Annotated in this window: 15 protein-coding genes; 2 read left to right on the forward strand and 13 right to left on the reverse strand. The window is 42.2% G+C overall.

Features of this window, described 5'->3' with window-relative positions:
- Positions 1-32 precede the first annotated feature (32 nt).
- Positions 33-545, forward strand: coding sequence for a ferritin-like domain-containing protein (locus VIM88_RS07695; RefSeq protein ID WP_331862310.1), 513 nt, complete (start codon positions 33-35; stop codon positions 543-545).
- Positions 546-557: 12 nt separating this feature from the next.
- Complete coding sequence (gene zupT, locus VIM88_RS07700) at positions 558-1382, forward strand: zinc transporter ZupT (protein WP_331862311.1); 825 nt, start codon at positions 558-560, stop codon at positions 1380-1382.
- On the opposite strand, the gene VIM88_RS07705 is transcribed toward zupT, so the two are convergent.
- The 13 genes from VIM88_RS07705 to VIM88_RS07765 form a co-directional block, all read right to left on the reverse strand.
- Positions 1377-2174, reverse strand: coding sequence for a DUF5718 family protein (locus VIM88_RS07705; RefSeq protein WP_331862312.1), 798 nt, complete (start codon positions 2172-2174; stop codon positions 1377-1379). The genes zupT and VIM88_RS07705 overlap by 6 nt on opposite strands.
- A gap of 163 nt (positions 2175-2337) precedes the next feature.
- Positions 2338-3315, reverse strand: a complete 978-nt coding sequence (locus VIM88_RS07710; protein ID WP_331862313.1) for a DUF302 domain-containing protein — start codon at positions 3313-3315, stop codon at positions 2338-2340.
- A 73-nt stretch (positions 3316-3388) separates the two neighbouring features.
- A complete protein-coding gene (locus VIM88_RS07715) occupies positions 3389-3826 on the reverse strand; it encodes a DsrE family protein (RefSeq protein ID WP_331862314.1) in 438 nt (145 codons plus the stop codon).
- A 10-nt stretch (positions 3827-3836) separates the two neighbouring features.
- Positions 3837-4604: a thioredoxin family protein gene (locus VIM88_RS07720; protein WP_331862315.1), complete on the reverse strand. Its 768-nt coding sequence runs from the start codon at positions 4602-4604 to the stop codon at positions 3837-3839.
- Entirely contained in the window at positions 4601-5518 is a 918-nt protein-coding gene (locus tag VIM88_RS07725) for an MBL fold metallo-hydrolase (RefSeq protein ID WP_331862316.1), read from the reverse strand. The genes VIM88_RS07720 and VIM88_RS07725 overlap by 4 nt, the downstream gene beginning before the upstream one ends.
- Positions 5519-5526: 8 nt before the next feature.
- Positions 5527-7110 (reverse strand): hypothetical protein, encoded by a 1584-nt coding sequence (locus VIM88_RS07730; protein WP_331862317.1) that lies wholly within the window; start codon positions 7108-7110, stop codon positions 5527-5529.
- 88 nt (positions 7111-7198) lie between these two features.
- Entirely contained in the window at positions 7199-8974 is a 1776-nt protein-coding gene (gene soxB / locus VIM88_RS07735) for a thiosulfohydrolase SoxB (RefSeq protein ID WP_331862318.1), read from the reverse strand.
- 9 nt (positions 8975-8983) lie between these two features.
- Complete coding sequence (gene soxA, locus VIM88_RS07740; RefSeq protein WP_331862319.1) at positions 8984-9760, reverse strand: sulfur oxidation c-type cytochrome SoxA; 777 nt, start codon at positions 9758-9760, stop codon at positions 8984-8986.
- Between the two features lie 3 nt (positions 9761-9763).
- The gene (gene soxZ, locus VIM88_RS07745; RefSeq protein WP_331862320.1) at positions 9764-10102 is read right to left on the reverse strand and encodes a thiosulfate oxidation carrier complex protein SoxZ; all 339 of its coding nucleotides are present in this window, start codon (positions 10100-10102) and stop codon (positions 9764-9766) included.
- Between the two features lie 103 nt (positions 10103-10205).
- A complete protein-coding gene (gene soxY, locus VIM88_RS07750; RefSeq protein WP_331862321.1) occupies positions 10206-10679 on the reverse strand; it encodes a thiosulfate oxidation carrier protein SoxY in 474 nt (157 codons plus the stop codon).
- 13 nt (positions 10680-10692) lie between these two features.
- Entirely contained in the window at positions 10693-11268 is a 576-nt protein-coding gene (soxX, locus tag VIM88_RS07755) for a sulfur oxidation c-type cytochrome SoxX (RefSeq protein ID WP_331862322.1), read from the reverse strand.
- A gap of 242 nt (positions 11269-11510) precedes the next feature.
- Positions 11511-12017, reverse strand: coding sequence for a DsrE family protein (locus tag VIM88_RS07760; RefSeq protein ID WP_331862323.1), 507 nt, complete (start codon positions 12015-12017; stop codon positions 11511-11513).
- A 13-nt stretch (positions 12018-12030) separates the two neighbouring features.
- On the reverse strand, positions 12031-13365 hold a 1335-nt coding region (locus tag VIM88_RS07765; RefSeq protein WP_331862324.1), incomplete at its 5' end, for a hypothetical protein.

A 13365-nucleotide genomic window follows, 5' to 3' on the forward strand; every position in this document is an offset into this window, starting at 1 on the left:
ATTTTCTTCAATTTACTAACAAAGGATTTATCATGGCACAAAGAGGTAACTCGATCATCAAAGGTATTGAGATCAGTGAGATCATTGCGATGCTCAACAAGGCATATGCGGATGAGTGGCTGGCCTACTACCAGTATTTCATTGAAGCCAAGGTCATCAAGGGTATCATGAAGGATGCGGCCATAGCCGAACTGACACAGCATGCTACAGATGAGCTCCGGCATGCCAATATGGTCGCTGACAGGATACTTCAACTGGGCGGTACACCTCTGGTCAACCCTAAAGAGTGGTTTACCCATACCAACTGCGGCTATGAGGAACCCAAAGACTTTGATGTCGTAAGTATACTTGAAGATTCTATTAAAGGGGAACAGTGTGCCATATCGGTCTATTCCGAACTGGCTGATATGACAAAAGACAAAGATATCATCACCTATGATATCGTCTCGGAAATACTTGCAGATGAAGTAGAACACGAAGAAGACCTTCAGGCACTGCATGACGATATCACTGAGTTCATAGAGAGTATCAAGGGTAAGCTCTAACAGGCAAGTGATGTGGAAGCGCTCACCTCTTCTCAGACCTTGGCCGCCTTTGGCTTGACACTGATCGCCGGACTGGCGACAGGGCTGGGAGCTTTGCTTACTTTTCTGAGCAGATCGACCAACACCAGATTTCTTTCCATAGGCCTGGGTTTCTCTGCCGGGGTCATGATCTACATCTCTTTTGTGGATATTCTGGCAAAATCACAAGAGGCATTCGCAAACCAATACGGTTCCCTGATGGGTGAAAGTTTGGGACTTTTTGCCTTCTTTGCCGGCATTCTATGTACCTTTGTCATCGACCAGCTGATCCCCGACAATGTCAATCCCCATCATGCATTGGAATTTAATGCACAACATCCATCCAGCCAGCCGATTCAGCACGATGCACTCTCAAGAGCGGGACTCTTTACTGCGATCGCTATCGCCATCCACAATTTTCCCGAAGGATTTGCCACCTTTGTGATGGCACTGGAAGACATCCAGACTGGTATCGCGGTGGCCTTTGCCATAGCGCTACACAACATTCCCGAAGGGCTTGCGATAGCGCTTCCGATCTATTATGCTACAAAAAAGAGGAAAAAAGCCTTTACCATAGCCTTTGCTTCAGGACTGACAGAACCTGTCGGCGCAGTCCTTGGGTATATGCTTCTGGTACCGCTGATGGGGGAACTGACACTGGGGATCACCTTTGGAATGGTGGCAGGTATTATGGTCTATATCTCGTTCGATGAGTTGCTGCCTACTGCCAGGCGTTACGGGAACGACCACACGGTCATTTCAGGTGTCATCCTGGGAATGTTCGTGATGGCACTGAGCCTTATTCTCTTTAAACTATGAAACCTTCTGATGCAGTATCACTTTGGATGCTGAGGGTTCAAGGTCAGAGGTATCCTTCCTGCTGTCATAGGCGATCACATAGACTTCATCGCCATGCTTCAGATAATTCTTTTCACCGAATGCTGCATAGGCTGTTGCCCCTATCGATATCAGTGCCTGTTGGGGATAGTTGCTTGCTTTAAGATGTGCCGAGATGTCTTCCAGCGGCCCAAAATCTTCCTGGGTGTTCATCTTGTCTATCAGCCATGTTTTAAGCTTGCCATAGAAGTAGGAGTATCCAGGCAGCGGGGCATCTACCCCGTAAGGATGCACCACGCCGTCACGCTTGACAAAAGAGCAGAGGTGATAATGGTCCATCACGCCTCCCTCTTCGAATTTGTCTATGGCGATCCACTTGTCGCCTATCCCTTTGGAATTCACACCCCAGGACTTTTTCTCTGATATCTTTTTGGCACCCTCCTTACGGATGGTACAGTCATTGAACGTCGTAAACTGTCTGGCGACCAGGTCGGTCACTTCTTTGTGTTCATTATATACCACGTCAAAAAGCACTGCTATCTCGGGTTCCACCTGTGCATTGGCTTCATAGTCCGGAAGATCGAGCGTATCCGTACCTATAGAATACAAGCCTAAAAAAGAGTCTGATCCGGGAAGATAGAAAGGGAAAATACCCTTGGGGGCATCTGCTTCGGCAGTGATGACATTTTCAAAGTCTTTCAGTTCGCCTGCCTGTTCCAAATGATGGGTAAAATTTCCGGCTACACCCAAACCAATCGCATCGTGTAATTGCATAGAGATCCTTAGATAAAGTAGTATCGTAGTATATCTTAGGGATGATTACAGTTGGCAGTGTGCAGGATGCTATGTCAATATCTTGAAGCGTGCGCGTCATTACAACTGTAGTATCTGCTGTACAGCACAGCATGCCACTCCAAAGAGTGACCTGTCCGAGACCTTACTCAGTAAGACCTTTCAATATCTTTTTCATGCCTTCCTGTGCTTCTTCCAGAACTTCTATACCTTCTTTGTCATTTATATCCATGGAACTCATCCAGTTGTATACAGAAGGAAAGCCTATTTGCATCGTGTCCTCACCTTTCTTTTTACTGAGGTAGAGTGAACATGGCGCATATGCTCCGGCTTCCGGTCTTGTTTTGGCGATAGTATATATGACCGGCAGCTTACAGATGGAATAGACCTCATAGAAATCAAACGCATCATAGTTCAGTTCATAAAACTCATCCCCAAGATTGTTATGCCCGGCAATCACAAATCCATAGGGTGCCAACTCACCTTCAAGACCCATTTTAAATTCGTCTAACTGATCTTCCCATTCGTCTGGATCCATTTCCATGGTCACATTGGTCACAAGCTCACCTTTAGCCTCCTGTAGCTCATACGGCAACGCTTCAAATGATCCGTTTGGCATCGCTTTTTTTAATGTTTGCTTTATCAGTGTTCTCAGGTCATGTAAGGCTTTTTCGTCGTTTGGCACTCCCATGATCTTAGCCATGGCTTCCGCAGTCAAAGAAGAAACTGAAATGGTTTTTTCACCTTTTTTGGTATATATAGACATACTCATCGGTGCGAAAAGACCTATGTTCGGATACTTTTTCACCAGTTCCAACACGGCATCCAGTTTATAGAATGTAAAAAGATTATAGGTATCAAAACCTGACTCTTTGAACTGTATCAGAAAAGGACCATTCATATCTCTGTTGGCAGAGACCACAAACCCTGCTTCCTTAAATGCCTTTTCTATACTTTCCGGAGTGATCTTCCCGTCGGCATTTTCTGACGTAAATATTTCAATATCCGCAGCAGTGCTTTTCACGGCTGCAGTCTCTTTTGCTGCTGTCTCTACGACATCTTGAGACAGTAGACCTGTCACGACCAATGATGCACAAAGCATCCCTTTAATGAACAATTTCATATTTTATTCCTTTAAATTTTATACCGTAATATAACAATCTTCTGTAAATAATATGTAAAGGTTTCAAGCCATCTTATGGCTGGGCGTACGTATACCCCTGAAGTTGTCTTTCTATGATCTCAACGATCCCTGCCGTGGCAAATCCTATGTCATCGAGCAGATCTTTTTTTTCTATTTTCAGTGTTTTCATGGTATTTCCGCAGGCAATGAACTCTACATCATAGGTCATGAGCGCTTCGATACGTTTGCGTACATCGGCATCACCTTTTTTCAGTAAAGACTTTAATCCCTGACCATAGGCCACGATCACCACTTCAGTGTTTTCCGGCCTGTAAAACTTCATGACATTATTGACCGTACTTAAAATACGGTTTATCTCTTCGATCTCACCGCTAGGTAACGCAAATACAAGCTGTCTGGGATTATCTATCGCCGGTTTTGGCTCTGCGAACTCTGTCTCCGCGACAGTGAAAGTAAATACACATGCCAACAATATCCATATTTTTTTCATCTTCTTTCCTTTACCTCTGTTTTCTTTTGGCTTCTTTTAATATCTCAAGAAAATCCGTTTTGTTCCATGACCCTGGTATGTTCAACAACACGTTGGCATTCTCGTCTATAAAAATAAAACTCGGTGTCAATTCGGTCTTTAATCCTAAAGGAAGCTCTGTTGTGGAAATATCGATCGTTAAAGAAATAAAATCCTTTTCCAGCAGATCGGCCACCTCTTTTTCTACCAGCACTTCTCTCTCCATTTTTCTACAGAAGTGACAATCTTTCGTCATCGCTTTGATCATAATGATCTTATGCGTTTTCTTTGCTTGCTGCAATGCCTGCTCGAACCCTTCATATTGTACACTATCTTCTTCTGCGCTTTCCTTTTCAAGATCATAGATATACGCACTGACTGCTTCAAGCTCCTCTTCCGTGACCTTTCCTTTAAGGCTTGGCATGGTTTGAAAATACTGCATGACATCGTCCAGACAAAGGCTTTTTTCTCTGTCTGGATGGAGCACATACTCACTGACAAATGCTGCCACTTCCATACGATGTATGTCATTGTCCCCTTTAGGGTCTCCTATACGCTGCTTCAATCTGTAAGAAAGCTGGTTTAACGTAGGGGCGGTAAGCTTAAGCAGTGTATTGTTATGGTCTAGAAAGTTCTCTTTGATCTTGGACATGGGAATATAACCCTGGTGGCATGAGGCGCATTTCTTTTCATAGACCTCCTGACCCTCTGTGCCAAAAAGCATGCCTACACACAGCAGCATAGAGAAGAGCGGCTTCATTCTTCATCCTCGTCATACATTTCCAATTCGGTGTATGCATCAAAAACATTGCGGCGGTGCAGCACGTCATAAAGATTCATATCTTTGTACTCCGGCATCACCACGCGCTTGGTAATTTCATCGATACCCACATCCTCTTCCAATGCCTCCAGGATCTGCTTTTTCATCTCCACCAGGTATCTTTTGAATGGTTGTGTTGCATTGGCATCTGTCGCATATCCGTGACCGCCCACGATCACATCGGCCTGGAAACTGTCTATCAGATCCAAGGCTTTGAGCGATCCGATAATGGAACCGTCACGTAAAGAGCTCAGTCTGTCATTAAAGACCAGATCCCCTGCGAACAATACCTTTTTTTGAGGCAAATAGACCACAAGGTCCCCTTTTGTATGTGCCTGATCTACCAACTGCTTTATTTCAAAAACCGTATCGCCTAATGTAAAGTCATATTTTTGCTCGACCACGCTGTCAAGCTTCACTACTTCAGTACCCGCATATGTCTCTTTACCTACACTTTCTTCCATGCGCGTGGACATCCCCGGTATGACATTTTGTTCATAGGTCTTTGGACCCATCAACAAAGCACCTTTGCTTTTATAAAAATTATTACCTAACCAGTGGTCATCGTGGTCATGTGTAGTGATAACAAATTTTACAGGGAGTTTTGCGATCTCTTGCATTTGGGCATATGCCTGTTGTGCGTAGCCAAAAGTAGGGCCGCTGTCTATGACGACAAAGCCCTCTTTTGTTTTTACGAAACATGTGTTGACCATGTTGCCGCCATTTTCTTTGCTAATGTTTTCAGGTGCACCGAAAAAACAGTACACATCTTTAGCAAGCTCCACAGGCTTTAAGTGATACTCATACGCCTGCAGCGTCAAAAATGACAAACATAACACGATCATACTTTTCATCAGTTATCCTAGAAAAGGTAGTTGAATTCTAAACGATATTCGTTATAAGTAACATCAGGTTTAAATCCGCCAGCATTCTGTCTAACAATATCATCATCTGCTTGTACGATACCTATACGTACTTTCATTTCAAAATCTTTTGAGAATTTTGTTATGTTATCTAAATGCCATATACTACTGTCAGCTTGTACATAATCTTTTGTATCATCAAAGTCTTGTATTGCATATCCCAAGCTTGTGTTAAAATAAGAGTTGAAACTATATTTCGCTTGAATCATATACGTCTCTGTATTGGCAAGCCAGTTGTATTGTGCCATTAATCTTGTAAATCCTCCTGTTGGGAAACCTCTCCATGGAGCAACGATGTCGGCTTCATCTGCCACTTTTGAATACCCAAGTCTAAATAAACCTTTTTTATCTGGCATTTCCAGGTCAACCCTTCCTGCAAATAGACTACTGTCAAGAGAATTTGCTACGCCTGCATCATAACCTAATGCTTCATTTCCGGAAAGATTGGTATATCCTGCAACATCTCCACCGCCATCATCCATCTGATGGAAATATCTCACACCTGGTCTTACTGCCCAACCGTTCTCGAACGGTACTCTATAGTGTGCTTCAGCCACAACATCCGTCACTACACCAGGCACCGTTAAAGCACTTAATGTAAAGTCCAGATTATCTACAGCTTTTGTTTTGACATCCGCCAGGAACATGTCATGGTTCGGGTCTTCGCCCGCAGCAACGAAAGCATTATAGTTGAGTCCTTTATGCACAGCAGCATCATCGTTGTTGTTCCAACTCTCACCATCAGCATCCTTAAAGGTCACAAGATCGTGCGCATCTTCATGGTCTCTTAACTTTTGTTTTCCGAACCAAGCCACCCTTGCCACTGTTTTTGGCGCTACTTTGGCTGCTATAGATACACCGTCAAAAGTGTTCGGTATCATTTTAGTATCATTTGAAGCCGTGAAGACAGATTCGAACATTTGGCGACCAGCTTTAACATCAACTGTACCGTTATTGTATTGCAGATATGCTTGTCCCAGAGCATGCATACCGTAGTGACCTGTCTTTTTAACCTTATATCTGCTAAAGGTATCTTTACCTGCTTTTGTAAATCCTACATCCGCATCGTCCTCTCTGAAGAAATCAGGATTTAAAGAACCATAATAGCCCATCGTAAAGCTGAAGCCGTTCAATACCGCTGATTTATAGATAAGGCTTCCACCTAGACCCCAAGCTTTATTGTCTTGATCTTTTTCAGTTTCTGTATCCCAATCCCAATAGAATGTATTGGATCTGATCCTTCCATAAAAGATACCTTCAGCAAACATATCACGAATAGTGTCTACTTCTCCGGGTAGCACATTATATTCAACGACCATATTTCCTTTGAGACTGCGTTTTGGTGTATATGGTTTTGCCTCGACTACTGCCGCTTCCACTGGCACTATCTCACCACCTGCCATAGCAGATGTCCCCATACATAACAGTGTTGCCGCTACAATACTGATTTTAATTTTCCCCTTATACATTAGAACCCCTTTTTTCTTTTTTGTTTGTATTGGCTTTGTGCTGAATAATGTCATTGCCTGTCACAACTTTTGGTGCCCCTTCTCTCAAAAGGAATCTACTATGAAAATTTTGGACAAAGAGAAGAGGCACGGTCTTACATTATTAACACGTAGCACCTTTGACCGGACATCCGCAGTCCATATCTAACACTTTCACATTAGACTCCATGCTGATGTCTATGACTTTCTTTTTACGGATGTAGTCACTGACCACCTCATAGACTGGACGTATCGCATCTTTGTCTAGATTTTCACCTGCATTTTGCAAATTTCCACCCCATGAAGATACCCTGTATGTCTTATTCGGATCAATAGGTTTCCCGCCGATCATAAAGTCACTGATACGTTTTCCAGATGGAGCGGATATCGTGATACTATAGCTCGCACCGGTCAGTCTGCTCATATCTCCACCTTGCTGCAAGAGCGGGTTTTCATTAAAGACATTGTCGGCTATATCTTCCATCAGTTTCATAATAGCCTGACCTTTGAGGTCAAATGTATACACTTCCGGATAGGTGATAGCTGTCATCTCATAGACATTGTCCTTGAGTATATCATCACCAGGGAGCAGTGTAGTTCCCCATCTATACCCAGGGTTGAAGTTGATATCACATTTCATCTCATCCTGGATCGCATCACCTATCAGCGCATCGAAAGTGGAGTAAAAGGTATCTCTTTTATAAAGAAGTCCTTTCGTTTTACCCAACACTTCGCCCAGCTCATCATTGTATGGCTTATACCATTTCTCTATCAGCTCCACACCTGCTTTGTCTTCAGGTATAAGATTTGACGCTACCGGTATCAATTTGAAATTGTAATCCACTACTTTTTTGTTTTGGATATCCAGGTCCAGTCTTCCCACATACTTTCCATGGCTTCCTGAAATGATGATCACCGTATCATTTACAATGATAGGTTCAGGGCTAGGGTCATGCGTATGTCCGCTCAAGATAAAGTCAACACCCGTCACTTTTTTGGCAAGTTCCTGGTCCACAGAGAATCCGTCATGGCTCAATACAACGATCGCATCCACTTTTTTCTCATTACGAAGTTCATTCACATACTCTTGAAGTGATTCATGACGAAGCGCAAAACTCCATCCCTCTGTAAAATGTTTAGGGTTTGCAGTGGAAGTGAACGGGAATGACTGCCCGATGATACCGATCTTGGCTCCACCGACCTCTTTGATAGTGTACGGAGGGAAGATCAGCTCTTCAAATTCATCTGAGAATGGATCATTATCGATAACATTCTGAGAGATGAATTCTCCCTTTAACATACCGATAAGTTCATGCACACGTTCTTTACCATACGTATATTCCCAGTGACCCACCATCACATCGACACCCAAATAGTTTTGTGCATCTACGATCGCTTCACCATCGGTTTTGAGTGCGACCGCTGTACCCTGCCATGTATCTCCACTGTCAAGAAGAAGTACATTTTCAGCTCCTCTTTCTTTTTTGACATGGTCAATAATAGGCTTCATATGGGCAATTCCACCCATCTTTCCAAATTTTTCTGCAAGCTCCGGAAAGTTGTTATGTGTATCAAAGTACTGGTCTAATGATCCAGGTTCGATACCATAATACTTCTCAAAACTCTCTCCACAAATAAACCCTGGTGTTCCAACCAGATTTTTTGCAGAGATCAGCGTGGAAGGCTCACGCCAATACAAAGGTTTCAGGTGTGCATGCAGATCACAAATGTGAAGTAAGGTTGCTTTACCTGTAGCCTTGAAATCCACCACATCAGAAAAACTCAGTTTTTTGATACGTTCTTTACCCGCTTCGCCGGCAAAAAGGTTGGTTCCTCCTGCTGCTCCCAGCAACCCAAGCGTTGCCGCGATCTGGAGAAAATCTCTTCTATTAATATCCATCTACGATCCTTATCTCTTTAGCCCAGGGATAGCAATCGGTTGTTTACTGTCCTGTGCCATTTTACTAATATATACTTCCAGTGCATTCATCTCTTTTGAACCAAGAGGGATCACTGCCAACAATGCATTGTTCATACAACCTTGAAATCTTCTTTGCAGTGTTCTAAGGCTGGACTTCGTCATACGGTAAGCTGGCCATGTTGCACCTGCACCTTCTGCTCCAAGATCAGGAAGAGGTTGTGTTCTTAAGATCTGTCCGACTATATCCGGGCTGTGACAACTCTTACAGGAAAGTCCTCTACCTCCTCTTGGCGTTTCATAGACCACTTTCCCCAATGCATAAGCTTCTTTGATGTGTTCATCTGCATTAATGTCGATATTCAACTGTTCCTCATTCGCTAAAGATTTCACATAGGCCAACATGGAGAACATTCTTTCATCTTTCAATTCCCATTTTTCTTTGCCTTGCTCTACCTGCATCGCTTGCATGACCTGGTCTACACCTACGACATTACCAAGCTTTTCAATGTATCTTGGAAATCCTGCAATGTATTTTGGTAACTCGTCTTCACTTACTCCCAGAAATTTAGCCAAAGCAGCTTCACCACCAAGCGTTTCTTCCAGTAATTCACCACCCTCTTCTACATAAATATCAGCAGGATTGTTTTCTAGCATTTCTTTATACATTGCTCTGTCGGCATCACTCATGGCGAACTGTTCACTGGCATTTACCGTTGCAGTCCCCATTGTCACCAAAAGAGCTAAAGGTAATATTACTCTTTTCATTGCTTATCCTTTTGGCTTAAGTTTTTTACTCTTCGAACTTTTCTCGCCTGTATTGTCTGTATAATCAACCGTAAGTGTTCCTGCACCAGGTACTTTCAAGTTCACTGAGAAATAAGGGTTTGTTGAAACTGTTTCCCATACTTTCATTGTGGTAAATGGTTTTCCATCCAAAGAGAAAGTAATATTGTCTATATACTTCGCTGGTATGATCTCACCAGTTTTTTTATCTTTTAGTAATCCTGTATCCATTGGGTGAATTATAATAAAGTCCACTTTTACAGTATCTCCCACATTAAACTTTTTAGGTTTAATCTTTATCATCGATTTTCTTTCTTTTGCCATCTGTTTTTCCTTTGTTATCATTATCATACTCTCAAAGAAAGGTCAATCCGTTCTTTGATCCCTCAAACTAAAATTCCTATGATCAAAACATCACTTTATAAGATCAACCACATCCACCGATGGTTACTTTAACGCTCTTCGATGCTCTCATAAACGTACCATTGCTAAGTTCTACCAGTGCAACAACATCCTGTGTTCCATTTAACTTTACTCTTGTTGCAAAATATCCTTTTCCATTGAGCGGTGTTAACATCACATCGGCACATCTTGCGTTAGCATTTTTACTGCTCAATACATGGATCGCTTTTACATAGTTATTTTCTTCCATCGGGTTGTCTACTTCAACTTTTACAGGAACAACTGCACCATTTTCTGCGATCTCCGGCACAGTCAGATCTACTTTCTCACTGTCTGCTACTGCTTTTCCGCCTGTTATTGCTTCAACTGCTGCTTCATAGGACAAGACATTAGCAGCACCCTTTGAACTTCCTTCTTTTGCCACAAGCAGTGATGGAGACATCGTTGCAACCATTGCTGATGTTGCACACAAACCTTTAATAAAATTTCTTCTTTTCATTCTTTATTTCCTTTTATTTTTTACTTTTATCAGCTACCACATAGGCAGTAAGATCACAGATTTCTTGTTCGTTCATAAGTTTCGTAGTAAGGTTTACGGTCATATGAGTATTGGCGAGATCAACACGTGGGTCAGCTATCTTCTGATAAACAAATTGATGATCCCTGGCGTTTGTATCGATGAAGATCGCTTTATAGCTCGTTAGATCCGGACCTATATTCCCTCCACCTACAGCACCTTCAATATTGTGACATGCGACGCAGTTTCCATATTGTTTAGGCTTTTTTGTTACTTTGCCGTCTTTACCTTTTTTCTCAATGTATTTAGCCAAACCAGCAGGTGGATTGCCTTTCGCCTGGTCACCATTGAGATTGTGGAAAATATACTCTCCTCTGGCTATAGCAGCCTTATCGTTCAGATTACACGATTTGGGCATTGTATATTTAGTAGGTCCTGCAAATAGATCGGCTTCTATGATCTTAGTTGCATCTGCCATGTCATATGCTTTTGTCAAGTCTGCAGCTGAGATAGATGTTGATGCCGAGACAAACAAAGTTGCATACGCAAGACATTTGATCTTTAAATTCATTTATACTCCTTTTGATTTGATTTCGAAAGTATCATAACCAACAAGTGTAAAGATAATGTAAATTTTATTTACATAATTTCATTATCTTTTTTAATAAAATAATATTATTATTGTATGTAATGTTTTTCATAAGAAGGACGAAAAAATTTATGGAAATGGGCTGTGCAGTGTGCTTGATGTAAGAGGTAAAATAAGGTCTAGGCATAAACAGATCAAAGCTGTTATGCCCATAGTAAGGGGGATCACATTATTTTGATATAGGAATGTCCCTCACGCTGAAGATCAATGATCTTAATGATCCCTGCTGGAACAAATTCTACATAATCCTCTATTTGTTCTTTTTTCACATTTTTCTTCTTCATGGAATTCTCGCATGCGATAATGTTAATATTGTCACCTGCAGTCAGCATTAAACTTTTAAAACGCCCTGAAGTACCATTTCCGACAGGTCCACCCTGTTCTATATAGGGCTTCTTCTCAAATCCAGTACCTTGAAAGTCCTTCATCATATATTGAATACAGGGACCAAGTGCTACAATATCGATCTCATACTCTTCTAATGTACTTTGATAATGCTTTACTGCATTGTTCAGTGTATTCAACATAAGGTGTATACGCTCCACATCCGGAAAATCGCATTGATAGACGACCTTTGTAACATCATCTTTTTTCTCCTCTTGTGCCAATACAGGCAAAGTAGCTGTCATCATAAGTGCCATAAGCACCTGTAGTGTTTTATTGAGTTTCATTTTTTATCCTTTCTTAAAAAACTGCCGTAATACGAACCGTAATTCGATCACCCATATTGTCTAGCACTTTTTGTGCGTTTGCGTTGCCTGGTGCTTCTGTATCTTTTATAGCGTAGTTTAAATCGATACGTGTTGCACCTCTAAAGCGATAAGAAGCTCCCAAGGTAGTCGTTTTAAAATTACGCTCACCTTTTGGATCATTGCTCAAGCGGTCGGAGAAGTCATAACGTCCAAACACTTCCAGTTTTTTAGGTATGATTTCATATTGCAGGTTCACATAGCCGCCATCAGCCTCATTTTCATTGCCTGGAGCAAACTGAAATTGCCACTCCTCCGCAGCAGGATTGGTATCTACATCCTTTGGCCCAGTGAATATCATCCCTTTAGCTTTCATATATTCAGCCTCGAATCGCAGACCATGACGATAGTAGGTCATTCCCACCCCATAACGTTTACGGTCTGCCTCTATTTGAGTGGTCATTGCTGTTGTTTCGTCAAATGAATTTAATGTACGGCTTCCATTCTGACCCCATATATAAAATTTCATTGATTCGGTAAAATATCCTTTACCCGCACCAAATGATTTTTCAGCTGCCAAATATCCGTAGTGTGTTGCTTGGTTGTCGGAAGTGCTCAGAGAAATGCCTGTTCCATTGCCATACATATAGGCATAGCTCAATTCCCAGTCGTCCTGAAACTTGAATGTATCAAATACCTGTATCCCGGCATCTCTAAATGCAGCGATAGGGTTGTCTACCTTAGTGCTGGTGTAATGTGCTACTGCTGCACCTCCGGCACTTGCACCTGTCTGCGCGATGCCAACATCGCTGATCTGACGTTCGAGAAGTTGCTGATTGGTCATCGTAGTAAAATCTATATAGGGGGAGACAAAGACCGCCTGGAGTCCTTCTTCGCTCCCTGGTGTCTTAAATATCCCCACACGCACTTTGGCTCCGGGTATATGCTTCAGTGTAATTGAGGCATCGGTAAAATAATTGGCCACTTCACTATGGCCGCCAAGATTGTTCACACCGTTATTGCCAAATTCTGTCATAACGAAATAGTTTACAAGGTTCTCGTTGTCAGCCATCCCTCGTACCGCCAATCTTGCTCTGGATACTTTAAACCCAGACTGGTCATCAAGATTTGGATTAAGCAATGAAAACGGTGTTTTATTTAAACCGTCTCCACCCACAAACACATCACCAAAATCTTTTTCATAATTGGCCTGTATAAAACCCCAAAGTTTAGGCACCTTGTTTCTATTCGGTACTTTCACTCCTTTAGATTCTACCATATCCGGCTCAGTACCTTGTAGCATCAGCCAGTTTGCTGCATTCACTTCCAC

The sequence above is a fragment of the Sulfurovum sp. genome, from assembly GCF_036568385.1.
Taxonomy (GTDB): domain Bacteria; phylum Campylobacterota; class Campylobacteria; order Campylobacterales; family Sulfurovaceae; genus Sulfurovum.

Bases quoted from the DNA above. Each gene is read 5' to 3' on its own strand.
- VIM88_RS07730 (WP_331862317.1), bottom strand. From the start codon at position 7,110: ATGACATTATTCAGCACAAAGCCAATACAAACAAAAAAGAAAAAAGGG.
- soxY (WP_331862321.1), bottom strand. From the start codon at position 10,679: ATGAAAAGAAGAAATTTTATTAAAGGTTTGTGTGCAACATCAGCAATG.
- VIM88_RS07705 (WP_331862312.1), bottom strand. From the start codon at position 2,174: ATGCAATTACACGATGCGATTGGTTTGGGTGTAGCCGGAAATTTTACC.
- VIM88_RS07720 (WP_331862315.1), bottom strand. From the start codon at position 4,604: ATGAAGCCGCTCTTCTCTATGCTGCTGTGTGTAGGCATGCTTTTTGGC.
- VIM88_RS07725 (WP_331862316.1), bottom strand. From the start codon at position 5,518: ATGAAAAGTATGATCGTGTTATGTTTGTCATTTTTGACGCTGCAGGCG.
- VIM88_RS07710 (WP_331862313.1), bottom strand. From the start codon at position 3,315: ATGAAATTGTTCATTAAAGGGATGCTTTGTGCATCATTGGTCGTGACA.
- soxA (WP_331862319.1), bottom strand. From the start codon at position 9,760: ATGAAAAGAGTAATATTACCTTTAGCTCTTTTGGTGACAATGGGGACT.
- soxX (WP_331862322.1), bottom strand. From the start codon at position 11,268: ATGAATTTAAAGATCAAATGTCTTGCGTATGCAACTTTGTTTGTCTCG.
- VIM88_RS07715 (WP_331862314.1), bottom strand. From the start codon at position 3,826: ATGAAAAAAATATGGATATTGTTGGCATGTGTATTTACTTTCACTGTC.
- VIM88_RS07760 (WP_331862323.1), bottom strand. From the start codon at position 12,017: ATGAAACTCAATAAAACACTACAGGTGCTTATGGCACTTATGATGACA.
- soxZ (WP_331862320.1), bottom strand. From the start codon at position 10,102: ATGGCAAAAGAAAGAAAATCGATGATAAAGATTAAACCTAAAAAGTTT.
- soxB (WP_331862318.1), bottom strand. From the start codon at position 8,974: ATGGATATTAATAGAAGAGATTTTCTCCAGATCGCGGCAACGCTTGGG.
- VIM88_RS07695 (WP_331862310.1), top strand. From the start codon at position 33: ATGGCACAAAGAGGTAACTCGATCATCAAAGGTATTGAGATCAGTGAG.